The 26,602-nt window shown below is 38.0% G+C and carries 31 protein-coding genes and 1 riboswitch; of the genes, 12 read left to right on the top strand and 19 right to left on the bottom strand.

Annotated features, from left to right (window positions below; genetic code table 11):
* From BALCAV_RS14920 to BALCAV_RS14895, 6 genes are all read right to left on the bottom strand, one after another.
* On the bottom strand, positions 1–863 hold an 863-nt coding region (locus tag BALCAV_RS14920; protein WP_040324074.1), incomplete at its 3' end, for an ATP-binding cassette domain-containing protein.
* Positions 860–1,234, bottom strand: coding sequence for a GntR family transcriptional regulator (locus BALCAV_RS14915; RefSeq protein ID WP_003323646.1), 375 nt, complete (start codon positions 1,232–1,234; stop codon positions 860–862). The genes BALCAV_RS14920 and BALCAV_RS14915, both read right to left, overlap by 4 nt.
* Positions 1,235–1,425: 191 nt before the next feature.
* Positions 1,426–1,719, bottom strand: coding sequence for a glyoxalase superfamily protein (locus BALCAV_RS14910; protein ID WP_235213122.1), 294 nt, complete (start codon positions 1,717–1,719; stop codon positions 1,426–1,428).
* Between the two features lie 774 nt (positions 1,720–2,493).
* Positions 2,494–4,272, bottom strand: coding sequence for a BCCT family transporter (locus tag BALCAV_RS14905; protein WP_040324073.1), 1,779 nt, complete (start codon positions 4,270–4,272; stop codon positions 2,494–2,496).
* A gap of 417 nt (positions 4,273–4,689) precedes the next feature.
* The gene (locus BALCAV_RS14900) at positions 4,690–5,052 is read right to left on the bottom strand and encodes a DUF4181 domain-containing protein (RefSeq protein WP_003323642.1); all 363 of its coding nucleotides are present in this window, start codon (positions 5,050–5,052) and stop codon (positions 4,690–4,692) included.
* Positions 5,053–5,080: 28 nt separating this feature from the next.
* Positions 5,081–5,626 carry a GNAT family N-acetyltransferase gene (locus BALCAV_RS14895; RefSeq protein ID WP_003323641.1) on the bottom strand — a complete coding sequence of 182 codons (546 nt, stop codon included), beginning with the start codon at positions 5,624–5,626 and terminating at the stop codon, positions 5,081–5,083.
* 222 nt (positions 5,627–5,848) lie between these two features.
* Here BALCAV_RS14895 and BALCAV_RS14890 point away from each other — a divergent pair, with 222 nt between their 5' ends.
* From BALCAV_RS14890 to BALCAV_RS14875, 4 genes are all read left to right on the top strand, one after another.
* Entirely contained in the window at positions 5,849–6,445 is a 597-nt protein-coding gene (locus BALCAV_RS14890) for a VanZ family protein (RefSeq protein WP_003323640.1), read from the top strand.
* Positions 6,446–6,667: 222 nt separating this feature from the next.
* Complete coding sequence (locus BALCAV_RS14885; RefSeq protein ID WP_003323639.1) at positions 6,668–7,018, top strand: DUF485 domain-containing protein; 351 nt, start codon at positions 6,668–6,670, stop codon at positions 7,016–7,018.
* A complete protein-coding gene (locus BALCAV_RS14880) occupies positions 7,015–8,541 on the top strand; it encodes a solute symporter family protein (RefSeq protein WP_003323638.1) in 1,527 nt (508 codons plus the stop codon). Before BALCAV_RS14885 ends, BALCAV_RS14880 begins: the two co-directional genes overlap by 4 nt.
* 188 nt (positions 8,542–8,729) lie before the next feature.
* Positions 8,730–9,065, top strand: coding sequence for a zinc ribbon domain-containing protein YjdM (locus tag BALCAV_RS14875; protein ID WP_136446161.1), 336 nt, complete (start codon positions 8,730–8,732; stop codon positions 9,063–9,065).
* 69 nt (positions 9,066–9,134) lie between these two features.
* Here BALCAV_RS14875 and BALCAV_RS14870 read toward each other — a convergent pair whose 3' ends face one another.
* From BALCAV_RS14870 to BALCAV_RS14860, 3 genes are all read right to left on the bottom strand, one after another.
* The gene (locus BALCAV_RS14870; RefSeq protein WP_003323635.1) at positions 9,135–9,593 is read right to left on the bottom strand and encodes an SRPBCC family protein; all 459 of its coding nucleotides are present in this window, start codon (positions 9,591–9,593) and stop codon (positions 9,135–9,137) included.
* 122 nt (positions 9,594–9,715) lie between these two features.
* The gene (locus BALCAV_RS14865; protein WP_003323634.1) at positions 9,716–10,378 is read right to left on the bottom strand and encodes a spermine/spermidine synthase domain-containing protein; all 663 of its coding nucleotides are present in this window, start codon (positions 10,376–10,378) and stop codon (positions 9,716–9,718) included.
* A 201-nt stretch (positions 10,379–10,579) separates the two neighbouring features.
* Entirely contained in the window at positions 10,580–10,876 is a 297-nt protein-coding gene (locus tag BALCAV_RS14860) for a hypothetical protein (protein WP_003323633.1), read from the bottom strand.
* Positions 10,877–11,050: 174 nt separating this feature from the next.
* A riboswitch (ZMP/ZTP riboswitch) is annotated at positions 11,051–11,134 on the top strand.
* Positions 11,135–11,186: 52 nt separating this feature from the next.
* On the opposite strand from BALCAV_RS14860, the gene BALCAV_RS14855 reads away from it, so the two are divergent.
* A complete protein-coding gene (locus BALCAV_RS14855) occupies positions 11,187–12,041 on the top strand; it encodes a bifunctional 5,10-methylenetetrahydrofolate dehydrogenase/5,10-methenyltetrahydrofolate cyclohydrolase (protein ID WP_003323632.1) in 855 nt (284 codons plus the stop codon).
* Between the two features lie 42 nt (positions 12,042–12,083).
* On the opposite strand, the gene BALCAV_RS14850 is transcribed toward BALCAV_RS14855, so the two are convergent.
* The 6 genes from BALCAV_RS14850 to BALCAV_RS14825 form a co-directional block, all read right to left on the bottom strand.
* Positions 12,084–12,341 (bottom strand): hypothetical protein, encoded by a 258-nt coding sequence (locus BALCAV_RS14850; RefSeq protein ID WP_003323630.1) that lies wholly within the window; start codon positions 12,339–12,341, stop codon positions 12,084–12,086.
* Positions 12,342–12,684: 343 nt separating this feature from the next.
* Positions 12,685–13,653 carry a sugar phosphate isomerase/epimerase family protein gene (locus BALCAV_RS14845; protein ID WP_003323629.1) on the bottom strand — a complete coding sequence of 323 codons (969 nt, stop codon included), beginning with the start codon at positions 13,651–13,653 and terminating at the stop codon, positions 12,685–12,687.
* A 571-nt stretch (positions 13,654–14,224) separates the two neighbouring features.
* Positions 14,225–15,262, bottom strand: coding sequence for a Gfo/Idh/MocA family protein (locus tag BALCAV_RS14840; protein WP_003321205.1), 1,038 nt, complete (start codon positions 15,260–15,262; stop codon positions 14,225–14,227).
* 13 nt (positions 15,263–15,275) lie between these two features.
* Entirely contained in the window at positions 15,276–16,301 is a 1,026-nt protein-coding gene (locus tag BALCAV_RS14835) for a Gfo/Idh/MocA family protein (protein WP_003321206.1), read from the bottom strand.
* Between the two features lie 16 nt (positions 16,302–16,317).
* Positions 16,318–17,046 (bottom strand): ThuA domain-containing protein, encoded by a 729-nt coding sequence (locus BALCAV_RS14830; protein WP_003321207.1) that lies wholly within the window; start codon positions 17,044–17,046, stop codon positions 16,318–16,320.
* A 20-nt stretch (positions 17,047–17,066) separates the two neighbouring features.
* Entirely contained in the window at positions 17,067–17,813 is a 747-nt protein-coding gene (locus BALCAV_RS14825; protein ID WP_003321209.1) for a sugar phosphate isomerase/epimerase family protein, read from the bottom strand.
* A 174-nt stretch (positions 17,814–17,987) separates the two neighbouring features.
* Here BALCAV_RS14825 and BALCAV_RS14820 point away from each other — a divergent pair, with 174 nt between their 5' ends.
* Entirely contained in the window at positions 17,988–18,761 is a 774-nt protein-coding gene (locus BALCAV_RS14820; RefSeq protein ID WP_003321210.1) for an AraC family transcriptional regulator, read from the top strand.
* A 59-nt stretch (positions 18,762–18,820) separates the two neighbouring features.
* Here the strand turns inward: BALCAV_RS14820 and BALCAV_RS14815 are convergent, their stop codons facing one another.
* On the bottom strand, positions 18,821–19,846 hold the full coding sequence (locus BALCAV_RS14815; RefSeq protein ID WP_003321211.1) for a PTS transporter subunit IIC: 1,026 nt from the start codon (positions 19,844–19,846) through the stop codon (positions 18,821–18,823).
* Positions 19,847–20,184: 338 nt separating this feature from the next.
* Positions 20,185–21,105 carry a DMT family transporter gene (locus BALCAV_RS14810; protein ID WP_003321212.1) on the bottom strand — a complete coding sequence of 307 codons (921 nt, stop codon included), beginning with the start codon at positions 21,103–21,105 and terminating at the stop codon, positions 20,185–20,187.
* A 266-nt stretch (positions 21,106–21,371) separates the two neighbouring features.
* Between BALCAV_RS14810 and BALCAV_RS22370 the strand changes: the two genes are divergently transcribed.
* From BALCAV_RS22370 to BALCAV_RS14795, 5 genes are all read left to right on the top strand, one after another.
* Positions 21,372–21,527 carry a hypothetical protein gene (locus tag BALCAV_RS22370; protein ID WP_003320454.1) on the top strand — a complete coding sequence of 52 codons (156 nt, stop codon included), beginning with the start codon at positions 21,372–21,374 and terminating at the stop codon, positions 21,525–21,527.
* A 126-nt stretch (positions 21,528–21,653) separates the two neighbouring features.
* Positions 21,654–22,505 (top strand): Cof-type HAD-IIB family hydrolase, encoded by an 852-nt coding sequence (locus BALCAV_RS14805; RefSeq protein WP_003320455.1) that lies wholly within the window; start codon positions 21,654–21,656, stop codon positions 22,503–22,505.
* Positions 22,506–22,539: 34 nt separating this feature from the next.
* Complete coding sequence (locus tag BALCAV_RS14800) at positions 22,540–23,658, top strand: NADH-dependent flavin oxidoreductase (protein WP_003320457.1); 1,119 nt, start codon at positions 22,540–22,542, stop codon at positions 23,656–23,658.
* Between the two features lie 593 nt (positions 23,659–24,251).
* Positions 24,252–24,401, top strand: a complete 150-nt coding sequence (locus BALCAV_RS22365; protein WP_160173424.1) for a hypothetical protein — start codon at positions 24,252–24,254, stop codon at positions 24,399–24,401.
* A 48-nt stretch (positions 24,402–24,449) separates the two neighbouring features.
* On the top strand, positions 24,450–25,004 hold the full coding sequence (locus BALCAV_RS14795; RefSeq protein WP_003320930.1) for a class I SAM-dependent methyltransferase: 555 nt from the start codon (positions 24,450–24,452) through the stop codon (positions 25,002–25,004).
* A gap of 194 nt (positions 25,005–25,198) precedes the next feature.
* On the opposite strand, the gene BALCAV_RS14790 is transcribed toward BALCAV_RS14795, so the two are convergent.
* Together BALCAV_RS14790 and BALCAV_RS14785 are read right to left on the bottom strand one after the other, a co-directional pair.
* Positions 25,199–25,816, bottom strand: a complete 618-nt coding sequence (locus tag BALCAV_RS14790; protein WP_003320929.1) for an NUDIX hydrolase — start codon at positions 25,814–25,816, stop codon at positions 25,199–25,201.
* 19 nt (positions 25,817–25,835) lie between these two features.
* Positions 25,836–26,345, bottom strand: coding sequence for a lysoplasmalogenase (locus BALCAV_RS14785; protein WP_268746819.1), 510 nt, complete (start codon positions 26,343–26,345; stop codon positions 25,836–25,838).
* Between the two features lie 131 nt (positions 26,346–26,476).
* On the opposite strand from BALCAV_RS14785, the gene BALCAV_RS21725 reads away from it, so the two are divergent.
* A partial coding sequence (locus BALCAV_RS21725; RefSeq protein ID WP_152563057.1) for a helix-turn-helix domain-containing protein occupies positions 26,477–26,602 on the top strand: 126 nt, incomplete at its 3' end.

Raw genomic sequence — 26,602 nt, 5'->3', positions numbered from 1 at the left:
GTTAAATGAATAAATAACTCTTGCAATGTAATGGGACCAAGCTCTAATTGTTTGGCTCTTGCATCCGCTTTTTCCTCTTCTGTTAATTCACTGTATATCATCACTTTTTTGGTTCCGCCAAGTACTTGTTCTTTTAAAATTTGTTTTCCTTTCACAAAAGAATCGACAGCCTCCTTAGCCCCTGTAATGGAAGTCCCTTTGTTTCTTAAAACTTCTGCCTCCTCGTGTAAAAGCAGTTCTCCATTATGAATCATTAACACTTCTTCAAACATGGACTCCATTTCTGAAATAAGATGAGTCGAGAGAATAATGGTTCTTGGGTGCTCCATATAATCATTAAGCACTTCTTCATAAAAAATCTCCCTTGCTGGTGCATCCATCCCTAAGTAGGCTTCGTCAAAAATGGTTATCGGAGAGCGACTGGCTAAACCAATGACAACATGTAATGCTGACTGCTTTCCCCTTGAAAGTTCATAAACGGTCTGATCGGTTGGGATTTTGAACCTTTTGATTAAATGCTCTGCGTACTCATGGTCAAAATACGGACGGAATTTCGAATGATCTTTAAGCCACTTTTTCACTTTTGTGGAGGCATGTGAGTCATCAAACTTCTCATCACGAATAAAAACCAAACTTTCGAGATAACGACCGTTTTCGAAAATTTCCTCACCGTTTATCGTCAATTGACCACTAGTTGCTTTAGCGAATGTCGCAATTAATGAGAGTAACGAGGTTTTTCCCGCTCCATTACGTCCTAATAAACCATAAATTTTCTCACCACTTAACTGAAATGATACATTTTTTACAGCTTCAACCTTCTTATATTTAAATGAAACATTCTCCGCTTTTAAGATATAAGTCATGATTCATCCCTCCCCATTGAATCAATCATTTTTTTAATTTCTTCTGCTGTGATTCCCAACTGCTTAGCTTCTTGTAACATCCTCCAAACAAATTCATCGCGAAACGCTTGCTTTCGATTTTCACGTAACATTTGATATGCTCCTTCTGCTACAAACATGCCAACACCCCTTTTCTTATATAGAATTCCCGAATCAACGAGCTGATTAAATCCTTTGAGAACGGTCGCAGGGTTAATTTTATAATGAGCAACGAGCTGATTAGTCGATGGCACCTGCTCTCCCTCCTTTAATTCTCCATTCACTATTTCATCTTCAATCATTTCTTTAATCTGTTGAAAAATCGGTCTATTATCATCTAATGAAGAACGCATAAGCTCCCTCCTTCTAAAATAAATTTATTGTCAGTCATTCGGTTAGTTACTTATGTAGTTAACTATATATCCATTTAAATGTTCTGTCAACAAAAAACAAAGCCCTTTTTGAGCTTTGTTTTTTTGTTTCTTTAATTATCTCGTTTATTTCTGAAAAAATATCAGCTTATTATAAGCCGGGTCACCTATCGTCACTTCTTTTCCCGTAGGTCCATCCTCCATACCAGGCCTTGCATATCGATAGTTTTTTTACTGATTTCCTCATACCAACCATGAAGGTCCTTCAGCCCTACTCGAATAACACTTCCTGGTGCTCCATCACCAAAATGTTCAGATAGATGAAGGACGACATCACCTAAAGATACTTGTATGTAGATAGGTAACGTTTCTTCATATTGATGTTCCCAGTCTTGTCTCATCCCTATATAATTCAAATAGAAATCCTTTGTTTTTTCCAAATCATACATTCTTAAAACTGGAATCACACTCAACCCTTACACCTCCCCTACCATTCAATTCACCAAATCTGAATGAAATCCTTTTAAATAGTGGCCTTTTAGAAAATGAGCATTTAATTCGCACCGTAATTCCCCACAGCTCGGCTTTTCATTACCTATTCTCGTTTATTCGAACCCTAATTTAAGCAGCTCAGCTTTTACATTACTTATCACCTGTTTTTCGAACCATAATTCTTCACAGCTCGGCTTTTCATTACCTATTCAAGTTTTTTCGAACCCTAATTCTTAACACCTCGGCTTTTCATTACCTATTCAAGTTTTTTCGAACCGTAATTCTTAACACCTCGGATTTTCATTACCTATTCAAGTTTTTTCGAACCGTAATTCCTCACAGCTCGGATTTCCATTACCTATTCAAGTTTTTTCGAACCCTAATTCTTAACACCTCGGATTTTCATTACCTATTCAAGTTTTTTCGAACCATAATTCCTCACAGCTCGGCTTTTCATTACCTAATCAAGTTTTTTCGAACCCTAATTCTTAACACCTCGGATTTCCATTACCTATTCAAGTTTTTTCGAACCCTAATTCTTAACACCTCGGCTTTTCATTACCTATTCAAGTTTTTTCGAACCGTAATTTCGGCCACTCGACTTTTTCATTACTTATCATCTGTTTTTCGCACACTAATTCCCCACAACTCAAATTTTCATTACCAATTAAGCTTTTTCGCTACCAATATCAAGCACAAAAAAAGACTACCACAATGGCCAAATGACCTTTTGAGGCAGTCTCCTACTTTTATTGTTCCGATTTATTATTTGAATCCACGCCATGGTCAAGATTATCTCTTTTAGCTGGATTATCACTTAACTGTTCAGATGTGTTCCATTCTTCGGTTCTGTCCGATTTAGCGATCGAATCCTGCTTTACATGAGCTTGACTTTTTCCTATTTTTGTTCGTTTTTCTTTTTTCTCGTTCTTCCGAAGTTGACGATCTTTTCGATCCTGTTCTTTTCTCCACTTTTTCCATTCTCTTGCTTCTTTCCTTTCAGCCGCTTCTTCTCTTAACCGCTCTTGAGCAAGCGATTTAAATAAGGCAATTACCATTAGAACCATAATAATCGAAAATGGAAAGGCAACTAATATCATCGTGTTTTGAATCCCTTGTAAACCGCCGCTATATAAAAGAACAGCCGCTGTAGCAGACATTAAAATTCCCCATACAAGTTTGATTCTTTTACCTGGATTTAGTGAACCAGCTGTTGATTGGCTTGCCAGTACAAAAGTAGCCGAATCCGCTGAAGTAATAAAAAACACGGCAATTACAAAAATCGTTAAATAGGACATAATTGTACCAAATGGCATCGTTTCAAGAACACCAAAAAGCACTTCTTCATCCGGTAAGTGAGAAATAATTGTACCTGAACTTTCAACTGAAATGGCTGTCCCTCCGATAAATGAGAACCAAATAAAACCCATAACAGAAGGCACTAATAAGACGGCGACCACAAATTCTCTTAATGTACGTCCTTTGGAAACACGAGCAATAAACGTTCCGACAAATGGAGACCAAGCCATCCACCACGCCCAGTAAAAAATGGTCCAAGCATTAATCCATTCCCTCTTATCCTCACTCATTGGGGCAATATTAAAGCTCATCTGTGGTAAATTTTGAATATAATTACCAATGGTCGTTGTTAACATATTGAATGAAAACATCGTTGCTCCAAATATCATAAAAAACAAAAAGACGACTCCAACAAGGGACATATTGACCGTACTAAGAATTTTAATTCCTTTATCAATTCCCGTCATCGAAGAAAGAATAAAAATGACAGTCACAACGACTATAATCGCTAATTGTAAGGCAAAGCTATTTGGCAAGCCCGTTAGTAGAGAAATCCCCCCATTCATTTGCAAGGCACCAAATCCTAATGTCGTCGCAATCCCAGAAAGCGTTGCGACAATCGCAACAACATCAATTGTTTTCCCTAATTTCCCATCCATATTCCACAATGGTGAAAGGGTGGCACTGATTAAACCTGTTTTGTCTTTTCTAAAGTTAAAATACGCTAAACATATCGCAATAATCGCGTAGATGGCCCAACCATGTAGACCCCAATGAAAGAATGTATAAAGCAAAGCATCCATTGCGGCTTGTTCCGTTCCTTCGGGTGCATTTGGTGAACTAACAGCAAAGTGAGCAATTGGTTCGGCCGCTCCAAAAAAGAGGAGTCCAACGCCTAGACCTGCACTAAACAAAAAAGCAATCCAGACCGGAAACGAATATTCAGGGCGATCATCATCTTTTCCTAAGCGTACTTTCCCATACGGTGATACGATAAAAATAAGACAGACAATTAAAAAGATCGTTACGACGATTAAATAATACCAACCAAATGTATTTGATATAAATGTTTGAGCTTGTGCTGTTACAGATTCAAGCACGTTAGGTGCAAAAATACCCGTTAAAATAAGGACACTCAGAATACCTAACGTCCAATAAAAAACCGATCCGACTTTATTTGTGATTGCTTTATCATTTTCAGTCGAATCATTAAGATCATTGTTTTCCATATACTTCAACTCCTTTTTGTTCGCTTTTACAGATAGGTTTACCAGATTCACATCGAATCATGAATACAGTCATTAGGAATAGCAACACAGCCAAATTGGGTAGGATATAGTAAGAGCAGAGAATCAATCTGTTAGATATGAGGGGGGTTGTTCATACAGCTAAAGGATTCATTTTATATGTAATTCATCATTAAAGCGTGGAAGCCTATATACTAACTCTTTCGGTAAAAGCAATCATTCAGCCAATCCTTATGTAATAAAGGGACTATTATAACATTGCCCTGATCGTTATATAACCCTTTTTGACATAAATTAAACATTTCAACATAAAAAAACATACTTTCTGTCCATTCAACAAAAAAGTATGTTTTGCTCATAAACTCGGCTCACTCCACCAGCAGAAGCCATAATCGATCATTACATCAATAAAAAATAATAAACAACAGAAAACATAGCGACCATTAATACATTATTAAGCGTCAATAAATAAACTTTATTATCTTTATTATTTTTCCACTCCATAAAAGAACGAAAGCCAAAAAAGAGGGTGTAAAGAAGAAATAGAAACATGATCGGACTTTGCCAAACAAAAATACTCATAAAAGCGATGACGATAATAATGCTCTCCCCAAATCGTTGCCCTTTTGTTTTTCCGAACAAATAAAAACCTTCTTTTTCAATTTTATATTTTTTTCTTAACCAACCGAAAGACACGAATGCGTATATAAATAATAAAACGATGATGACAAGGACACCTTCTTGGCCCTGTATTTCAATCATGATGATTCCTCTTTTCTTTGTCCTAATTTTAACTCCTTACTCGATACTCCATTAACCAACAATCACGATATTCTCCTTCATGTAATTCATGTTTAGGTAGACTTCTTACCACTTCAAAACCACATTTATTATAGCAAGCAATCGCCCTCACGTTATCAATACGAGGATCCATAATAATAATCTCAGCCTCTTTTTCTTCTATTAGATACTCTACCATCGTTTGAATGAGCTTAGTTCCAATTCCTTTGTTCCAGTAAGTGGGTTCACCTATAAACTGGTCCAAACCATATACCATCATATCAGATTGATAATCTTTTATCATACTCGTTTCTTCATTAATAGGATAAAACTGTAAATAACCTATCATTCTATCGTCGAATTCAATAATTGCCTTCACTTCTCCTGGATCATGCCCATAAAAATCCTTTTCAATTTTCTCACTATCATAATCACTATCCCGCCCTTCATAAAACTGCAAAACACGATCATCTGTTAACCACTTTAATAATAAATGCCGATCTTGTTGTTCTAAAACGCGCAATTTTAGCCGACCCTTTGTCATAAAATAATCCATTCTCTCACCTTTATCCTTTTTCTACTTTTATTAATATGAAGACTTAACAATTTTAACGCGTATAATAAACTCCGCACTCCTTTACTTTCTGATCCTAGTTTTAATCCCTTCGACAGTTTTTGAATTCATTTTTGCGATTTTGATCATTATTTTTTTATAAAGTAGCAACTACCACCTTCTGTTATACTTAGAAAATAAATACGTATGGTTTCGGAGGTTGAAATGAATAAAAGCATTATTTGGGCCCTTTTACTTTCACAAGTTCTTTTCTTTAGTTTGATACCTATTTGGCTAGAACTTACTAACCACCTTCATTCTCTTGTCATTATCGTTGTTTGGGTTTGTTTAACTGGATTCACCTTTATCATAGCTAGTGTCTTTACGAACACATTGTTTACTTTTCCTAAACTACTTATCGATTTCTTAATAGTCTTTTATTCATTTGGACTTATCATCCTACTCTTCTTTCGCCCTGGTATGACTTCCTATAGTGGAATCAACCTTATTCCCTTTGAAACAGTGACCCTTTTTTTATTTGGTAATGTTCCTTTTTTAATTGCCTTTTATAATATCAGTGCTAATGTTGGTTTGTTTATTCCATTTGGACTTTACTATCGCTATGTCCGCAAAAAGCCGAGAGTAAGCGAGTTATTTTTTATGACTCTATTGACCATCTCTGCAATTGAACTCCTTCAATACATTACCCAAAGAGGAATCCTGGATATTGATGACTTAATTTTAAATACAATTGGTGTCTTATTAGGCTATATTGCCCAACCGATTTTAGCAAAGGTAATTAAAATAACACGACCGCTATAACCTATATTCACTTTTCTAATATAACAAATTCTCATAAGTGTATTTATATTCTCTTTTCAAATTCTTATATTTACTCCGATTTACTCCTCTTTTTAAAACATTCAAAATAGAAGCCTTGTCATTTAGTGTCGAAAAATTATTTTGATAAAATATCAAAAAATTAATTGCTTATTTTTTTCTGATTTATTAGAATTTACTTATAATTCGAAAAGGTGGTGTGTGATGGACAATTTAGCAAAAGTACCAAAGGATCCAAAACCGACTCATAATTATCAAAAAGTAGCAAAAAGTGAAGAGTTTAAAGGGCTCATGAAGGCGAAGAAAAGATTTTTAGTACCAACTGTTCTGTTTTTTCTCGTTTTTTATTTTACTCTACCAATCTTAACATCTTTTACAACCGTGCTTGAAAGTCCGGCTATTGGTGCGATTACATGGACTTGGGTGTATGCGTTTGCACAGTTTATTATGACTTGGGTTTTATGTATGTTATATGTTCGAAAAGCAACCAAATACGATGAAACCGCGGAAGACATTATTGCCAAACATAAAAAACAAGGAGACCAACCACTATGAGTTATATCGGATTATCATTATTCGTTGCCATTGTAGCCGCCACTCTCGTTATTACATATTGGGCTGCTAAACGGACTAACACAGCTAGTGAATTTTATACAGCTGGTGGTGGGTTAACTGGGTGGCAAAACGGTCTAGCCATTGCAGGAGACTATTTATCCGCAGCCTCTTTTTTAGGAATTGCTGGGGCAATCGCCTTATTTGGTTTTGATGGTTTCTTTTTTTCAATCGGATATTTAGTCGCCTATCTTGTTGTTCTCTATATTGTAGCAGAGCCTTTAAGAAACCTCGGGAAATACACGATTGCCGATATGATCACCGCTCGTTTTAATCAAAAGAAGGTTCGAGGAGTAGCGGCTTTAAGTACAATAACAATCGTTATTTTCTATATGATCGCCCAACTAGTTGGGGCTGGTGCACTTATCCAGCTATTGCTAGGAATTGATTATTGGATCGCTGTTTTGCTTGTTGGTACGATGATGACAATCTACGTGCTTTTTGGCGGGATGACCGCGACAAGCTGGGTACAAATCATTAAAGCCGTTTTATTAATGGTTGGTACTGTTATTATTTCAGTCCTTGTCTTATGGAAGTTTAATTTTAATATTCTTGCGATGTTCGAAGAAATGAAAGGGGTTACACCAGCTGGAGAAGGCTTCCTCAATGCTGGCGTTCGTTATACAAACGGAATTGATACGATTTCCATGATGGCCGCTCTCGTCCTTGGGACAGCTGGTCTTCCCCATATTTTAATGCGCTTCTTTACCGTTAAAGATGCCAAAACAGCACGTAGCTCAGTCGTTACAGCTACTTGGATTGTAGGAATTTTCTATATTCTCACGATCTTTCTTGGTTTTGGTGCAGCAGCCTTTGTCGGTTCCGAAAAAATTATCGCTGCTAACCCTGCTGGAAATATGGCAGCACCATTACTTGCGGAAGCATTGGGTGGAGACATCTTAATGTCCTTTGTTGCAGCCGTTGCCTTTGCCACGATTTTGGCTGTTGTAGCAGGACTTGTATTGTCCGGTGCCTCTGCGTTTGCCCACGATGTATATGGACAAATTCTTAAAAAAGGAAAAGCGACAGAGAGACAGCAAATGATGGCGGCCCGATATGCTTCTGTTGCCGTATCTGCCCTATCAATTATAATTGCGCTGTTTGCTCAAACAATGAATGTAGCCTTCCTCGTTTCGTTAGCCTTTTGTGTAGCAGCAAGCGCCAACCTTCCTGTGATTATTTACACAATTTATTGGAAAAGATTCAATACAGCCGGTGCCGTTACAGGGATGTTATCTGGTTTAATTACTGCCTTAGTACTTGTTGCCTTAAGCCCGAACGTCATTAACCCAGTTGCTGGGGCTGGTATGTTTGTTGGCGACCCTATCTTCCCATTAACTAACCCAGCGATTATTTCAATCCCAGCTGGTTTCCTTGGAGCTTACGTTGGTGCTCTCCTTTCAAATAAACGAGATGAGAAAAAGTATGCAGAGGTATTAGTAAAAGCAAACACAGGGATAAAATAATACTCTTACACTAAATCTAGAAGCTTTTGAGCGACCATTTGTTGCTCAAAAGCTTTTAAGTATGCGTTTTGAAGTAAAGTAGCCAACGAAAATTGACCTTTTTATCAGATGTTAAGCAAGCGATCATTTCCATACAGGACGATTTTTAGTATAGTAAAAAGGTCTAACACGAAAGGGGTTATCATTACATTATGGAATTACCAAACTGTCCGAAATGTCATTCCGAATATACATATGAAGATGGGCTCATGCTCGTTTGTCCAGAATGTGCACATGAATGGTCAACAGATGAAAGCAACACTGATGACGAAAAAGTGATCACAGATTCAAATGGAAACCCATTAACAGACGGAGATACGGTTTCTGTTATTAAAGACTTAAAGGTAAAAGGAACCTCTTCCGTTATTAAAATCGGAACCAAAGTTAAAAACATCCGTCTCGTTGAAGGTGATCATGATATCGACTGTAAAATTGACGGCTTCGGAGCGATGAAACTGAAATCCGAATTTGTAAAAAAGATATAAATAATTATTGAACGAGCTCTTCCTAAAGGTCGGCAAAAGATCTTTAGCAGAGCTCTCCTATTTCCTCGCTTATGCTAAAACATTATCATTGCTTTCAGCACACTGTTTCAATGCCTTCATTTGTTTCTCTAAACCTTTTTTCATAAATACACGAAAAAGGATACTTAATATCTTTCCTGAAACAGCCTTAGCTGTTACTTCTTCTGAAATATATAGAATACTAGAATTAGGACTAATTTCTTGAAGTTTATATGAAACATTGATTAAGAAAGAAGAATGATTCATTTGAATACTTATTCTATTATTTTTATTGTATTCAGTAACTTGTCCTTCATACTCTTGAATACGGTTTCCTTCTCTTAACCTTTGTTTAAACTTAACACCAACCGGATTATTAATATCAAACTTCGTTAAATACTCAGTTCCTTCTAATCCTGTCATCCATTCTTTTTGTTTATCATTATCTTCTAAGTAAGAGAATACTAACTTAATAGGGGCTTGAATCTCCGTTTGACTTGTTATTAACAATGGTTTATACCTCCAATTATCACAAGTGGTCATTATCATTTCTTAACTTTTATCAGAACAATATTTCTGTCTGATTTTATTGATAATTTGGATTGGTTAAGTATAGCCATTCCTCCATTTACTTAGAATCCACCTATTCCCGAACATATATACACATAGTCTGGCTCCCCTTTTGGTTGAGTCACTTTTTTCACTTCAACAAAAGCAAAGTAGGTCCGTAGCTTTTGCACAAAAGCAGCCGATTCTGTTGCACTCCAAAATGATAAAATTCCTTTCTTACTTAAAATCCTCATTAATTGCTCAATGCCACGGTCTGAATAAAGTCCATTATTTGGTTCAGCCACAATCCAGTCTGGTCCATTATCAATATCTAAACAAATAACATCATACTTGACCACTGTTTCCTGCACATATTTTAATAAATCAGCATGAATGATATTTGTTCTCGGATCGTCAATTGCCCTTGAATTAAAACCACTCAAATGATAATCATTCCATTCAATAATCACTTGCTCAATTTCCACAACGTCGACTTGTCGAACACGAGGATCCACTAGTGCTTCCGCTAACGAAAACCCAACACCTAAGCCCCCGATTAAGACCCGATTAGGCTCAGCCACAGAATCTAAAGCCGCTTTCACTAGTAATCGCTCTGAATCACCATTATATGTAGCCATTAAAAAGGTTCCATTATATATAATTTCAAATTGTTCATCTCTTTTTTGTAATTGAATCTCCCCTCGGTCTGTTGAACAACGCTCAATGACTTCTGGCAAGCTCCTCATTTCTCCACCACCCTTTCATTCATTTAACTTTCCGATTCCTACATTAGAATATAATTAGATCATATCAAAAATTCAGAGCATTTAGAAATTATCTGCTCCTTCAATAAAAGGGCAGCAAAAAAAGCCTTTAAAACGGCTTTTTAAGGAAACTTGCTTGCTTATGACTTTTTTGAGTAAACTATGAACCTACCATTTACATTTTTAAAAAAAGATATAATTGATTAGCGGGGGGAAAAAGGCGACAAAGCCTATCGCCATCAGTGCACATCTTCCATGATACTTTGCTAAGGAAATCACTAATAAAAAAGTTGCTAGAAGCAGGATTGCTGTTGAAATAAAGGTCAAAAACAGTGCATCTAGCCCCATTTGATTAAAGAGCACGATCTGTTCAAACATAATTTCTCCAAAAGATTTTGGTCCAGTTATCGGCAAATTGATCACAATCAGAAGTAAAAATAAACAAATCGATAAAACCAAGGAACGAAACCTAATAATCATAAACGGGTCCCTCCTATTTTTAAAGAAATACTAAATGGGTAAAAACCTATTATTTATCATATGTTCACTTATAATGTTCGTGAATAGACGAATTTATTCTCATTTTCTTCTAATATTTAGTTCTCTATTGACTTTTTTGCTGATTGTGCTATTCTTTTCTTAAGTAAAAGAACGGATAGACACAGTAACTGACGACAAAAGTGGAGACAACCACAAGGGAGCTGTGTTTTATAGAGTCGGGTCGTCTGGGCAGAGATAAGGGAAGCTTTTTTCCTTATCTCTTTTTTATTTCATTTGGGAGGGTTTAACCGTGGAAAAATTAATTTTAGATGGCCATTTAGTTTCAAAGGAAATTCGTGAGGACTTACAAAAACGTGTGTCTGTATTAAAAGAAAAAGGAATAACCCCAAGCCTTGCAACGATATTAGTCGGAGATAATCCCTCTTCAGAAACATACGTTAAAATGAAAGGAAATGCTTGTGAAAAGATTGGAATGAATTCGATCCGCATTCATTTACCTGAAGAAACAACGACGGAACAACTTTTAACGACCATTAAACAATTAAATGAAGATACAACTGTCCATGGCATTTTATTACAACATCCTGTTCCAGCTCATATCGACGAAAGAAAGGCTTTTGAAACGATTGCGATTGAAAAGGATGTTGATGGAGTAACAAGTGCAGGCTATGGTCGAACCGCTTTAGGATTTGGGAAATACCCATCGTGTACACCTGCAGCCATTATGGAAATCATCCATCACTACGAATTACCCGTAGCTGGAAAACATGCTGTCGTTGTTGGAAGAAGCCCGATTTTAGGTAAGCCTGTCTCTGCCCTTTTATTAAACGAAGACGCAACCGTCACAACATGTCATTCTCGCACGACGAACTTAGAAGCCATGTTACAACAAGCCGACATTGTCGTTGCCGCTGTTGGAAAACCAAATTTCATTAAAGGGGATTGGTTAAAAGAAGGTGCTGTTGTCCTTGATGCTGGCTACAATAAAGGAAATATCGGGGATATCGATTACGATTCCTGCTATAAAAAGGCAAGTGCGATTACACCAGTTCCAGGTGGAGTCGGACCTGTTACCATTACAATGCTCCTCAAACAAACCGTGATATCGGCTGAAGAAACAGCATTGAAAAATCAAATCGCTTAATAGTAAAAAAACAAGCCTACATAATCGCAGGCTTGTTTTTCTTTAGACTTGCTCTTGAATCGTATCATCTGTTTTTTCCTCGTTCATAAAGAAAATAAAATAAACACCTAACAACATAAAAATGAGACTTAATATATAAGGGACAAACCCGTGCATTTCATATAATGTCTGAAATAACCTCTCTGAGGATATCGTCGTTCCCCGACCCGGTATATACATTGCAATCGCAAGGTGAATGAGACCAAAAAGCAAGGCTCCTGCAATTAAAAAGACACCACCAATTCGATCAAAACGTTTCATACCTCTCACACCCCTCTAAAACATCGTTCCACTGTAAAATCGTAGTTGATTTTCTCTTTATAATAACATAAAATTCAAACTATTCTAACTGAAATCACTTGTAATATATTGAGATTTTGCAGAAAGAGGGAGAAAAATGATTATTAAAGAAGTCACAACAGCAGATGCAGAAGCCTTTTTACAATTATCCAGCCCCCCCTTTTTCGAACCCTAATTTTAAAATAGCGGCGGTTTCATTACCTATTACCCCACCAAATACATCCTCTCACTCAAACACACCAAAAAAAAGCTCCCTCACAAGTCGTATAAAACTTGCTGGGAGCCTCATCAATACTATTTGAATTTACGCCCACCACATATCGGTAGGGCTCTCTTCAATAATGATAGAATTTAAGTTTTTAACGGCTCTTGCAAAGCCTTCTTCAATCGACATGAGTGGATCTTCATGCTCGATGCTGACGACGTAATCGTAACCGAATGTACGCAAGGCACTAATCATGTCCGACCACTCTTGGATGCTATGGCCACAACCGACTGAACGGAATGTCCAGGCTCTCGTTTGTACCTCACCATATGGTTGCATATCCACGAGTCCATACATATTAACATTTTCTTGGTCAATATACGTATCTTTGGCATGAAAGTGGTGGATCGCTCCAGCTTTACCTAAAATTTTGATCGCAGCTACCGGATCAATTCCTTGCCACCATAAATGACTTGGATCAAGGTTTGCTCCAATGGCGTCACATGTTTCTTCTCTCAGCTTCAGCATCGTATGAGGAGTATGAACTAAAAAGCCACCGTGTAGCTCTAGACCAATTTTAACATTATGATCTTTTGCATATTGACCCCATTTTTTCCAATATGGGATTAGCTTCTCTTCCCATTGCCATTTCAAGACATCACCATACTCATTTGGCCAAGGGGTTACTGGCCAGTTAGGATGTTTCGCTCCTTCATGATCTCCTGCTGTGCCTGAGAAACAATTGACAACGGGTACCCCCATTAAACTCGCTAATTGAATCGATTTGACAAGAGCTTCATGCGACTGGTCCGCAAAATTTTTTTCTGGTGAAATTGGGTTACCATGACAGCTGAAAGCACTGATTTCAAGGCCACGTGATTTCACTTTCTCTAAGTATTCTTGACGTAACTCTGCACTCTCTAATAGAGCATCGATGTCACAATGGGCATTCCCTGGATATCCACCTGTGCCAATTTCAACAGCCTTTACTCCTGCATCTCGAACATAGTCTAACATTTCATCTAAATTTTTTTCTGAAAATAAAACAGTAAATACGCCTAACTTCATAAAGCTAACCTCCCTATTTATAAAGCGAAGTCCGTTTGGGCAGAAGTGAGAATATCAAGGATCAACGCTAAGTTCGCGCCATCCTGCCGCAACGCCTTGTACCCACGTCCTGTGGGCACAGGATAGACTAGAAAGTCGCTTTTTGACTTTATAGGCTGTCCGATTTTTCTCGAACTTCTAACGGACGCAGCTAGATTGATTATAAAGCGAAGCCTGTTCGTTCAGAAGCGAGAAAAAATACAAGATGGCTTTTGAAGACGCTCTTTGTCTTCACTCAGACGAACCGATTTTTCTCGAACTTCTAACGGACGCAGCTACATTGATTATAAAGCGAAGCCTGTTCGTTCAGAAGCGAGAAAAAATTAGGGGCGGCTGATGAAGACGCTCTTTGTCTTCACTCAGACGAACCGATTTTTCTCGAGCTTCTAACAGGCGTAGCTACATTGATTATAAAGCGAAGCCTGTTCGTCCAGAAGCGAGAAAAAATTAGGGGCGGCTGATGAAGACGCTCTTTGTCTTCACTCAGACGAACCGATTTTTCTCGAGCTTCTAACAGGCGTAGCTAGATTGATTATAAGTTCACCATTTCACTCGTTTCACTGCTATGATAAATTGCATCGATAATTTTCGAAACTTGCATCGCTTCTTCAGGTTTGACGATTAGCTCACTTAACCCTAGGCAGCTTTCCACAAAATTAGTTACTTGCGTTAATCCCGGGTCGTCATCTCCTGGAATCCAATTTGCTTGGCTATTTAGTAGCATTCCGTGCTTCGCTTGGTTCAGCTCAAATGGGAAAAGATCAATTCCTCCCGTTTCGCCGGAAATACTAACTCCCTCTGAGTCTTCTTTAATATTAGCGGACCATGATGTTTCAAATAACATCGTTGCTCCATTATCAAATTTAATATAAGCCGTTACATGATCATCGACATTAAAGGTTTCATGGTTAAATGCTCCCCATTCATTTACTTGGTTTGGCATTTTACTTAATCCATTATACGATTGACCAATCACTTGAACGGGTTTCGGATTTCCTAATAACCATAATGATAAATCGAGGAAATGACAGCCCCAATCAATTAAACTGCCTCCTCCTTGAAGGTCTTTGTTTGTAAAGACACCCCAACCAGGCACTTTCCTTCTTCTCATTGCATGAACTCGTGCCACAATCGGTTGGCCAATTTCATTTTCTAAAATCACCCGTTTTGCCGCTAATGCATCTTTTGTGAAACGGTAATGAAAACCGATTGATAGCATTTTCCCCGCACGTTTAGATGCTTCTATCATTGACTCGCATTCCGCTGCATTAATTGCCATCGGCTTTTCACAAAGCACATGGACACCAGCTTCAAGAGCAGCAATCGTAATTTCAGCATGGAATTTATTTGGTGTACAGATCGTAACAGCATCAACCTCTTGGAAAAGCTCATGATAATCTGTATACACTTTTTTAATTCCAAATTGTTTAGCGACTTCTTCTGCTGCCTGCATATTCAAATCACAGACCGCTTCAATTGTGACCAAATCCGATATTTTTTGATAAGCAGGAATATGTCTATCGCGAGCAATACCACCCGTTCCGATTATTCCCATTTTTAGTTTCGCCATAGTTGTTCACCACTTATATTTTTGTAATTTGTTTTGTTTCACTTGAAGCAAGGGCTGCCAAAACAACTTGAAGTGACTTCATGCCTTCTTCACCTGTGATCGCTGGCTCGAGATCCTCAGTAATTGAACGAATAAAATGATTTACGACACCTGAGCTTGACTGTCCACCAGATTCGTTTGTCTGGATTCCACCCAATTCATATTTAACGACTTCACCATTTTTATATTGAACAATGACAGAATTTACTGGATCATCCTCTAGTCGAACAATCGCTTTTTCAGCATAAATAATCGTTGAGTTATCCTCTTTGGAAACATAAGACCAGCTTGCGGCTAACGTACCAACAATACCACTTTCTGTTTTTAATACACAAACAGCGGTATCATCGACGTCGGCTCCTTCCTTTGCACTCGTTTCAACAAATGCTCCGACTTCAACAAACTCTTCACCAAGGATGTAACGTAATAAATCGGTTTTATGAACACCAAGGTCACCCATTGCTCCAATAAAAGCCTGCTCTTTTTTGAAAAACCAGCTATCCTTCCCATCAACACTCCATCCCTCTGGACCACCATGACCGAAAGCACTACGGAAGCTATAGATCTTCCCTAATTCTCCACTCTCAATTAATTGTCTTGCTTTTTGATGTGATGGAACAAAGCGTTGATTATGAGCGATCATTAATTTCTTTCCGCTCATCTTTGCTGCCGCTATCATTTGTTCAGCCTCTTCTTTTGATGTTGCCATCGGCTTCTCACAAAGGACATGTTTGCCAGCTTTTAATGCGGCAATCGAGATCGGAGCATGTAAATAGTTTGGTGTACACACACTCACCGCATCAATCTCAGGATTAGTAAGCAACTGCTCATAATCGTAATAAGCTTCAACACCTAATGTTTCCGCTGTTTCTTTCGCTCTTTCTTCAACAATGTCACAAACAGCTACGATTTCCACTTGCTCATGGTTCACATACTCTGGTAAATGACGATGTTTTGAAATACTTCCACATCCAATAATAGCAACTTTAATTTGACTCATTTTTCTGCCTCCTACTCTACTCTGCACTTTTTGGTTTAATTTCTTCTAATGGTTTTGCATTTCCATAGACAGGATAAGCATGATTTGTTGGAGCCGCCCATTTTACCCCGTTTTTAATAACACGCTGAATTTCTGGATTGTGATAAGTTGGATACGTTTCATGTCCTGGTCGGAAATAAAAGATCTTTCCGTTTCCGCGGCTATATGTGCAACCACTTCTAAACACTTCGCCACCTTCAAACCAACTTAAAAAGATCAATTCTTCAGGAGCTGGAATGTCAAAATGCTCTCCATACATTTCTTCTTTTTCAAGCTCTATATACTCACCTAAACCATCAACAATCGGATGACTTGGATTCACAACCCAAATTCTTTCCTTATCATCGGCTTCACGCCATTTCAAATCACAAGATGTACCCATTAAAGTTTTGAAAATTTTCGAGAAATGTCCAGAATGAAGAACGATTAGACCCATTCCTTCTAAAACACGCTTCTTTACCTTTTCAACAATCTCATCTTGTACCTCATCGTGAGCCATATGTCCCCACCAAATCAGAACATCCGTCTCCTTTAAAACCTCATCTCTTAAACCATGTTCTGGTTCATCTAATGTCGCTGTCTTAACGCTAAAATCCTCATTCAAAAATTGAGCAATCGCTCCGTGTATGCCTTCAGGGTAAATCCCTTTTACAACTTCATTATTTTGTTCATGTCTAAATTCATTCCATACCGTTACATTTAACATCCTAATCTCTCCTAAATATATTAATTATCAGCCATTTTTTTTAAATGATTAATGCTTATTTCAATGCTTTCGAGTGGGCTTATACGACTTTCATCTTGTTCCACAACCCACCATTGCACGTCATTTTCGGTACCCATTTTCAAAACTTCTTCTAAATCAACGCCACCTGTGCCTAATTCGGCAAAAAACTTTTCTTCATCTAGCGTCATATCTTTCAAGTGAACGAGCGGGGTACGCCCTTGATAATTTTTTAACCATTTACTAGGAGTTTCATCCGCCTTTGTTAACCAATAAATATCAAACTCAGCACTTACCTTCGTATCATCTAAAATAGCCTTAAGTACTTTGCGGCCATCCTCCAAATGTTCAAGCTCAAAATCATGATTATGGTAACAGAGCGTAAGCCCCTCTTTTTCACATTGTTCAGCTGTTTCATTTAAAAAGGAAATAAGCTCATAGTAAGCTTTGTCGTTGCGACGCTCTGGTAAAACGAACGGAACAACGATGTATTTACTTCCTAATATTTTTTGCTCTTTAATTACTTGAGGTAGTTCTTGCTCCAACCTTTCAATTGGAACATGGCTTGATGAAACCTTAAGATTGAGTTCATCCAGAATGTCTTTTACTTCTTCCACTTTTAGACCAGCATATCCTGCCAATTCAACGCCATTATATCCTAATTGTGCGACCTTCTCTAATGTCCCTCTAAAATCTAGCTCAAGCTCATTTCGCAATGTATACAATTGTATTGCTATAGGAATACTCATCACTAAACCGCCTCATTTCCTCCAAAAATATAAATCGCTTACATTCTAAATGAACACTTCATAAACTTATGGTTTTATCTTAAATGATCTAGAATCATAGAAAAATAGATTATATAATTGAAACATGTACTATTTTGCTATTAATTATAAAACACTAAAAAGGAGCACTCCTTTATGGACGATATATTTATTCGTTTTTGTGGCTTTTCTTACCATACAAAAGGTTACCATTCTCAAGATACTGAACCGTTAACAAGATATCTTTTTCGTTTACAAACAGAAGGGACAAGTGAAATTGTTTTTAATAATGAAAGAATTGCCATTAAGAAAGGTGATTTGCTTTTAGCGAAACCGGGTGATACATATGAGCTGAAAATTGCTGAAAATCAACGAAGTGGTGACTATCATGTATCAATTGAGGGAGCGTGGGTGGACGATTGGTGGAACCGCTCCAAAAAACCTTCCATTTCAAATATTTATTTAGATGATCGAATTCTCGGTTTATGGCGGCATCTAACGTTAGAAAAGAGACGTCCTTTATCAGAAGAAAACAATGAACTGGCTCTCCACTTAATACAGGCTCTCTGTCTAACACTTGAGCGTTCCTTAAATGAAACCGCCGCTGACATTAATCGGCCTTATGCTGTTACAAGAATGCTCCGTTATATTGAGGAGCATGCAACGCTCGGCTTAAAAGTAGACGATGTTGCCGAACATACAGGTTTAAGTGTTTCAAGAGCTGTCCATTTATTTAAACAAACGATCGGAAAAACGATGATCGAGTACGCCCAAGACATCCGGCTTTCAGCTGCGATTGACCAAATGAAATATACAACGATGACATTAGAAAACATTGCCGAAAAATGTGGTTTTAGCTCGTATGCGTATTTTCATCGTGTCTTTAAGAAGAAGTACGGTATGGCACCCGGGAAATATAGGGAGAGATGATGAACCATTAAAAAACCTGAACATAGGAAACTTCCTTTGTTCAGGTTTAATCAACTCTTTTATTGTACTTTTAAATGTAAATCACCTGCTTTAATCCAACCTATTCCTTTAAGCACTCGGTAAATAACTATTGTAATAACAGCTGGTAGCAAAATTCCGATTCCAACATAAACAAAAAATGGATTCACTCCTTGGTTAGCCAAAATATTTAATGGAGCGATGAAAGAATTTAGCCCTAAGCCAGCCACTTCATAGGGGGCTTCTAGCTTAAAAAGTAACGTCGCTATCGGTGCACAAATCATCGCAGAAATAAAAGGTGGAATCAGCACCCTTGGGTTTTTTACAACATTTGGAAATTGCACTTTTGGTGTTAACACTCCTTGCGCAAGATTGGATCCGAGTTCATTTTGTCGATAAGACATGACCGTAAAACCAACAAATTGCACGGTACAGCCAATTAAAGCAGCAGCACTCGAAACAGGATCAAGCTGTAACGATATCGCAATCGCCGCTGACGAAGCTGGTGACATTAAAAACATACTCCAAACGAGTGAGATGACGATTGGACCAAGTAATGGCGAACCTTGTACAGATGAGGCGATAAACGCACTGACCAGTTCTATTAATGGAGTTGTCACGAAAGCCAGAAAGTAACCAGCAAGCCCTCCCACAACAATTCCACTAAGAGGAATCGCCAACATATCTAGTTGTGTTTTTCCTGCGACTCGCTTCCCGACCCAGATCGCGATTAATGCTGCCAGGACAGCACTTAAAGGTTGACCCGTTACTAGGATAGCACCAGCCTCAGTAAATTGAAGCGCATTCGCTCCTATCGTACTCGCAGCCATGGCACTAAAAATAACAAGAGTGTTGCCCCCAAGTTGATAAGCAATCCCAGCTCCAAAGGCCGGTGCTAACATAAGCTGTGCCGTTTTCCCAACTGTGACTAATGCCGTGAGTCCTGTAAAGATCCCAATAGATTCAATTAATAACCCAATCCCTAATGTAACCAAAACAGCATTGGCTAATCCAGCGGACGCTTTATACATTCGATCAACAAGATATTCCTTCGTACTCTGTTTCATCGCACCTGCACCTCTTATGTCGTTTCTAGTTGTCTATTAAAGATAATTCTTTCTATTTACTGAAACAAAATAATTCAACTATGACTTTTATACTATTCTACTTTAAACAAATGAAGTGAAAAACCTAATAAAAAAAGGCCTTTCGCCTTTATTCTTATAATCAATTCTATTAAATTTCTATTATAATATAATTATTTTCTGAAAATGTCAACTATTTAATCAGCTTCTTTTTAATAGTTAATGAATGAAAGCGATCACTTGTTTAACCTATTTCAAGTGATAAAAGGCGATCAAAAGTAAAAATTGATCACCTTGCTCATGACAGTGACAAACGATTGCTAGTAGCTCTCTTTTGCTTGCTCACTTTTATGTTCGATTCTCCCTTTTGATTCCTGCACAACGATAACTGCCAAAAGGACAAACGCCATGCCAAGATATTGCCAAATACTAAGCTTTTCAGAGAATAATAGAAAGCTCATAACCGCTGCCACGACAGGTTCTACCGTCGCTATGATCGAAGCTCGACTCGATTCAACATGCTGTAAACCTCTTGTATAGAAAATAAAGGCAAGCATCGTCGAGAAAAAACCTAACCCGAGTACAAGTAGCCATACTTTTAATGAAGTGAACTGTGCAGCCATTGTCCATATACCACTGAATGGAATAATCGCCACAGCTGCAAACACAAAAGTGTAAAAGGTAACTGTCAATGGTGAATATTTCTGCAAAGCATACTTCCCAAAAATGCTATACAACGCATAAAAGAGCCCTGAACCTAGCCCTAACATAAATCCAATCAACGAAATTGTTCCATCCATATTTGGCAAAACACCAATAACAAAAGCACAACCGATTAACGTCATAAACAAAGCCAGCGTTTTCTTTGCTGTCAACACCTCTTTAAAAAGAAAACGAGAAAAGATCGTCACAAATGCTGGGGCCGTATATAACAAAATCGTTGCAACCGAGATCGACGTCTCTTGCATCGCATAAAATAAACATAAGTTAAAAAAAACGATACTAATAACGCCCGTCCCAATAAAATAATGGCTATCTTTTATGTTCATTTTAAGAGCAGGACGATTCTTTTTAAATAAAGATAAATAAATAAGCAAAAAAATCATCGCCGTCCCTGCACGTAGAGCGACCACCTGAATAGGTGTAAAACCTAACTCATATAAATAGTTTACAAAAACGCCAATCATACCCCAAAATGTTGCACCGAGGGCGATTGATAAATAAGCTAATCGTTTCTCCATACTTCTCACTCCCCCTACACACTTGATGAAATTGTAGCAGAAGCTAACTGTAAGAGAAAGCAAATCATTCCAATAATTATTTACTCAACTTTCGCATCGAGAAAATCCGTGTTAATGCTCTGTACATTAGCTAGATGATCGAGCTTGTTTCGATTTGAATTCTGTATTTTCATAACTGCAGACTTCGGAAAAAAATAGATGGCAACTCCAACGGTCCACGAACAATTGACTAAAATCAAATTTACTCCGTTTACTTTTTAAAAAACATGAAAGAAATTATTGATGCAATGGACCATCAAAACTTAGAACAAGTAAAAAAAGTCACACGTGAAGCCGTTCAAACCATTGACTCAATAGACCGCCAACAATTTCTCGGCATTCATTCATTAGTCGAACTTTGTCAAGAACTGGAGTTGATATAATGATTCACTTTAATGGATTTGGTAGGCAAGTGACAGGCACTTGTCGAATCAAACTAAGCTAAGTCTTTTCATTTCAATTCACTCGAGCAATCAGTATATAATTGGAAAGGAATTAAGTGTAAAGGGGTGTTAACTATCGAAAAGAAAGTGATTTTTCTAGATGTAGATGGAACAATATTAATGGAAGATGGAACGGTTCCTGAATCAACAGTTACCGCTTGCCAGCAAGCTCGAAAAAATGGCCATCTCGTTTTTTTATGTACGGGTCGTTCTAAAGTGGCTCTATACCCAAACATTATCGAAATTGGATTTGACGGGATTATTGGTGGTGCAGGAGTATTTGCAGAAATAAATGGAGAAAGTCTATTTCAAAAAACCTTAACCGTTGCACAAGTAAAGGAACTCGTCGATGTTTTTAATAAAAAAGGCATTGAATTTATGATCGAAACGAACGAAAGAATGTATGGGAATCCATCATTAAAGGAGCACTATCTCAAGATTATTGAAGAAGACCTTAAAAACGGCGAGTTTAGCGATATTACTCAGCATCCTCTTCAGCACTTAATTGAAATTACAAGTTTTGACGAAGAAAGCTTATACCGTGATGACATTAATAAAATTTGTTTTATGGAGCATAAAGAAATTCCTTATCAATACATAGCCGATACATTTGGCGATAAATTAACTGTCGTGCCGACAAGCTTTGCGAAATTCGGAGCTGAAGGGGGCGAAATTTCTGGGTTAGGGATTCATAAGGCAGCTGGGATTCAAGCTGTGCTCGAACACCTCGGACTATCCAAAGAACAAACAATAGCGATAGGAGATGGGATTAATGACCTTGAAATGCTGCAATTTTGTCAAATCGGGATTGCTATGGGTAATGCAAAAGAAGAGCTCAAAGATGTCGCTGATGAAGTCACATCCAGAATTGAAGATGATGGCGTTTATCAAAGCTTTAAAAAACACGGGTTAATCTAGTCATCAAAGGACGACCAAAAAAGGAGGACTTAACATGAACCAAAAATATCAACCATTATTCGACCGATACACTTTGCCTAATGGCATAGAGCTAAAAAACCGCTTAGCGTTAGCACCGATGACCCACTATTCTTCTAATGACGATGGAACGATGTCTGATGCTGAGTTAATTTATATAAAAGAACGTTCTAAAGATTTTGGACTCATCATCACGGCGTGTGCCAACGTCATGGAAAATGGAAAAGCATTTGTTGGTCAGCCTGGTATTTTTTCTGATGAGCTTTTACCTAGTTTAAAAAAGTGGGCCAAAACGATTCAAGATGAAGGAGCCAAAGCAGTTGTACAAATTCATCATGGCGGACGTCAATGCCCTACAAAACTTGTCCCTAACGGCGATGTTGTTTCCGCTTCTGATTATTTTGAAGAAGACAAACAAATCGCACGCGCCTTAACAAATGAGGAAATTGAAGACATTATTGTCGGTTTTGGAGAAGCGACTAGAAGAGCCATTGAAGCCGGCTTTGATGGAGTGGAGATCCATGGTGCAAATACGTATTTAATCCAACAATTTTATTCACCTTATACAAATCACCGTACTGATAAATGGGGTGGCTCGCGTGAAAAGAGAATGGCGTTTCCATTAGCTGTCGTCGATGCTTGTCAAAAAGCAATCGAGAAATTTGCGAAAAAACCTTTTATTCTTGGCTACCGTTTTTCTCCGGAAGAACCTTCGACTCCTGGGTTAACGATGGCCGATACGTTTCAACTCGTCGACACATTAGCCGATAAAGAGCTCGATTATTTGCATATTTCACTTGCCGATGTACAATCAACGCCTCATCGTGACGCTGATCCTAATAAAACACGAATTGAGCTAATTAACGAATTAATTAATGGACGTGTTCCATTTATGGCCGTTGGACAAATAAATTCACCTGATGAAGCCCTAGCTGTCAGAAATCAAGGGATTCCCCTTCTAGCTTTAGGTCGTGAGCTTTTAATAGAGCCAAGATGGGCAGATAAAATCCAAAACGGTCATGAAAATGAGATTGAATATGCCCTCAAAATAAATGAAAAAGATAAATATGCACTTCCTGAAAACCTTTGGAACATCATTCTCAAACGCGAAGGTTGGGTTCCACTATCACGATAAAATCCTTTTAATAAAAAACACATGCCACCGCGATATAATAGATACAACTCTCACCCTCAAGACTAATCATTTTGGGGTGGGGGTTTTTTGTTCGCTAAAAAAGACTGATCTCGATAAATTTTATTTAGAAACCATTCGTAATGATCGAAAAACTGTCATATTCTTTAATAAACAAAGTCAAATGGTATTGAGTTCTTAATGTTCCATTTTCAAGTCGTCCACTTATTTGAAAAGAATTTTGCTTTTCAAAGAGGAATTTCCTGAGCAAGCTCGAATTAAAAGAGACTGATCTTATTTTTTCTCGCTTCTGACCAAACGGACTTCGCTTTATATTTAATCCAGCTACGTCCGTTAGAAGCTCGAGAAAAATCGTCCACCTGAGTGAAGACAAAGAGCGTCTTCATCAGCTGTTCTTATTTTTTCTCGCTTCTGACCAAACGGACTTCGCTTTATATTTAATCCAGCTACGTCCGTTAGAAGCTCGAGAAAAATCGTCCACCTGAGTGAAGACAAAGAGCGTCTTCATCAGCTGTTCTTATTTTTTCTCACTTCTGACCAAACGGACTTCGCTTTATATTAAAGGAGGAGATATGATGTTAACAGCTACTTTTGGATATTTAAGTTTATCTGCTTTTATGGTCGCCCTGCTTAGTAAAGAACGTGCCGATCGCCTCTTAGCCATTACAGTTGTCTGTGTTGCTCTCCCGATATTTCTAGCTCTATTTTTCTTTTTTACTCATTAACACCAACAAAATAAACTGATTATTCAGATAAGAAAAGGGAAGTATATTATGTTAACTAATTCTCTCAAAATCGTCATAGGAGCAGGGCCCTACCAAAATAATCCCGGTTGGCTCCATACTCAAGAGGAACACCTAAGCCTAACAAACCCTAAGAACTGGGAAACACACTTTGAAAAAGGGACACTTCACGCTATTTTAGCTGAACATGTGTGGGAGCATCTCACTTATGAAGAAGGCATCGCGGCCGCTAAACTTTGTTATCTCTATTTAAGAAAAGGTGGCTACGTTCGTTGCGGTGTCCCTGATGGTTTTTTCCAAGATAAAAAATATCAACACACGATACAAGTTGGTGGACCAGGGCCAAAGGAACACCCTGCTTTCGATCATAAAATTGTCTACAATTACAAATTATTATCGGCGGTTTTTATACAAGCGGGCTTTGAAGTAAACTTATTAGAATATTTTGATGAGGAAGGACAGTTTCATGAGAGCAAATGGTCTGGAAGCGATGGTGTCATTTTTCGCTCAAAAAAATTTGACCCTAGAAACCAAGGAGAACGACTTGTCTTCCCATCATTAATAATAGATGCCATTAAACGTTAACAACATCAGCCCTCAATTAGATCATAAAGTCCACATGCTCACAGCAATCGCTGGCAAATGGGGAGCCTCCTGACGATAAAGTCGCTGTGAGGTCTCCCGTTTTTCACTATTTCCGCAGAAGTCTTCAAGTATTCGACCGCTGCTGTTTTAGTCATCAATAATTTGGAGCAATTTTTAAGGAATCCTTCTTAAGATTAGTCGACAATCGCGTGCTCACCCTCATTTCTTCTCAGCTCAAATAACATCTCAATTTGTTCTTTGGTATTACGATTTTCGGATAACGGTGGTAAACCATCCTCCCTAAAAAACTTTACCTGGCTCGTTTCCAACCCTTCCATCGCAACCGCTTTATCAACTTCACACTCTATAAAAACCTTGTAATAATGATAAGGCTGTGGAGGGTGAAAATGCTTGTTCATGTCTAATAAGGCCAATAATTTTTTAGCTTTTGTACGGTAGCCAGCCTCTTCCTCGATTTCTTTTACAACATTTTCTGTCGGTGATAATCCCACTTCACAAAAACCACCAGGCAATGACCATTTTCCATCTGCCTTTTCCTGCACCATTAAAATTTTACCTTGTTCAAAGACGACTCCCCTCACATCGACTTTTGGAGTCTGATAACCTTCTTCATTAGCAAATAGCTGATTTATTTTCTCAAAGCTATGTTCACTGTATGTCGCCAAGATTTCTGCACTAATTTGTTGTAATTCTGTGTACCTCTCAAGGTCAAACTCATCCTTTGAAAACGTTAATCCTGCCTGGGACAAAGCTTGAATTCTCCTTGCCCAATCTAACCATTGTAAACTCATTCATTCCCTCACAATCTAGCTAATTCGACTTATTTTTTAAACTCCCAATACTCGTTGCGATAAAATATTGTGCTCCATAATACGTTGTCATAATCCAAACATGGGAGTATGAAATCGATTCAACAAATAGATTCCAAGCGAGCACACTATCGGAAATAATAAATAAAAGACTTCCAATCGTTGCATAAACGTTTCTTGTCCAGACGGCGCTAATTCCCATTGCTCCAATGACTAAAATATAAAGGACAACAGGGATGACCATATTCGTATCACCCGAATCGAAAATGGCCGCAAGAAGAAAGTAACCCATTGTGCCCATATACAAAATAAACGGCAGGAGAATCAGCTTATTTTTCAACTCTCCTACACTCACTTTTAAAAAGGCTGATAAATAAAAAAGGTGACCGATTAAAAAGACGACCAACCCTCCAATGAAGGAGAATATAATCACACCATCGGCTACCATACAAACAATTAACCCCAATATTATCGCTAGATGCTTGCCTGTTTTTTTATCATTTCCCGACAGAAGACTCCCTCTTCCATCGTGTGAAGGGCAAAGCCCAACGATAAGGGGGAGATGAATGGCGGTTGGCGGTAGCCAAAGAGATTCTTGTTAGGATATAATAAGAACATACATTCCTATCTGAGGTGAAAACAATGCTCATCAACAAAGCATACAAATTCCGTCTCTATCCAAGCAAAGAACAAGAAACCCTGATTGCTAAAACTATCGGCTGTTCTCGTTTTGTATTCAATCGCTTTTTAGGACAATGGAACGATACC

The organism is Alkalihalobacillus alcalophilus ATCC 27647 = CGMCC 1.3604 (assembly GCF_000292245.2).
In the GTDB taxonomy this organism is placed as follows: domain Bacteria; phylum Bacillota; class Bacilli; order Bacillales; family Bacillaceae_D; genus Alkalihalobacillus; species Alkalihalobacillus alcalophilus.
Note: the sequence above shows the minus strand (reverse complement) of the source record. Positions and strands in the feature narration are given on the sequence as shown.

Coding starts and splice junctions, on each gene's coding strand:
- BALCAV_RS14905 (WP_040324073.1), bottom strand. CDS start 4,272: ATGGAAAACAATGATCTTAATGATTCGACTGAAAATGATAAAGCAATC.
- BALCAV_RS14890 (WP_003323640.1), top strand. CDS start 5,849: ATGAATAAAAGCATTATTTGGGCCCTTTTACTTTCACAAGTTCTTTTC.
- BALCAV_RS14865 (WP_003323634.1), bottom strand. CDS start 10,378: ATGAGGAGCTTGCCAGAAGTCATTGAGCGTTGTTCAACAGACCGAGGG.
- BALCAV_RS14835 (WP_003321206.1), bottom strand. CDS start 16,301: ATGAGTCAAATTAAAGTTGCTATTATTGGATGTGGAAGTATTTCAAAA.
- BALCAV_RS22365 (WP_160173424.1), top strand. CDS start 24,252: ATGTTAACAGCTACTTTTGGATATTTAAGTTTATCTGCTTTTATGGTC.
- BALCAV_RS14880 (WP_003323638.1), top strand. CDS start 7,015: ATGAGTTATATCGGATTATCATTATTCGTTGCCATTGTAGCCGCCACT.
- BALCAV_RS14850 (WP_003323630.1), bottom strand. CDS start 12,341: ATGAAACGTTTTGATCGAATTGGTGGTGTCTTTTTAATTGCAGGAGCC.
- BALCAV_RS14790 (WP_003320929.1), bottom strand. CDS start 25,816: ATGAGTTTACAATGGTTAGATTGGGCAAGGAGAATTCAAGCTTTGTCC.
- BALCAV_RS14915 (WP_003323646.1), bottom strand. CDS start 1,234: ATGCGTTCTTCATTAGATGATAATAGACCGATTTTTCAACAGATTAAA.
- BALCAV_RS14840 (WP_003321205.1), bottom strand. CDS start 15,262: ATGGCGAAACTAAAAATGGGAATAATCGGAACGGGTGGTATTGCTCGC.
- BALCAV_RS14800 (WP_003320457.1), top strand. CDS start 22,540: ATGAACCAAAAATATCAACCATTATTCGACCGATACACTTTGCCTAAT.
- BALCAV_RS14895 (WP_003323641.1), bottom strand. CDS start 5,626: ATGGATTATTTTATGACAAAGGGTCGGCTAAAATTGCGCGTTTTAGAA.
- BALCAV_RS14845 (WP_003323629.1), bottom strand. CDS start 13,653: ATGAAGTTAGGCGTATTTACTGTTTTATTTTCAGAAAAAAATTTAGAT.
- BALCAV_RS14830 (WP_003321207.1), bottom strand. CDS start 17,046: ATGTTAAATGTAACGGTATGGAATGAATTTAGACATGAACAAAATAAT.
- BALCAV_RS14820 (WP_003321210.1), top strand. CDS start 17,988: ATGGACGATATATTTATTCGTTTTTGTGGCTTTTCTTACCATACAAAA.
- BALCAV_RS14900 (WP_003323642.1), bottom strand. CDS start 5,052: ATGATTGAAATACAGGGCCAAGAAGGTGTCCTTGTCATCATCGTTTTA.
- BALCAV_RS14860 (WP_003323633.1), bottom strand. CDS start 10,876: ATGATTATTAGGTTTCGTTCCTTGGTTTTATCGATTTGTTTATTTTTA.
- BALCAV_RS14795 (WP_003320930.1), top strand. CDS start 24,450: ATGTTAACTAATTCTCTCAAAATCGTCATAGGAGCAGGGCCCTACCAA.
- BALCAV_RS14825 (WP_003321209.1), bottom strand. CDS start 17,813: ATGAGTATTCCTATAGCAATACAATTGTATACATTGCGAAATGAGCTT.
- BALCAV_RS22370 (WP_003320454.1), top strand. CDS start 21,372: ATGAAAGAAATTATTGATGCAATGGACCATCAAAACTTAGAACAAGTA.
- BALCAV_RS14810 (WP_003321212.1), bottom strand. CDS start 21,105: ATGGAGAAACGATTAGCTTATTTATCAATCGCCCTCGGTGCAACATTT.
- BALCAV_RS14885 (WP_003323639.1), top strand. CDS start 6,668: ATGGACAATTTAGCAAAAGTACCAAAGGATCCAAAACCGACTCATAAT.
- BALCAV_RS14815 (WP_003321211.1), bottom strand. CDS start 19,846: ATGAAACAGAGTACGAAGGAATATCTTGTTGATCGAATGTATAAAGCG.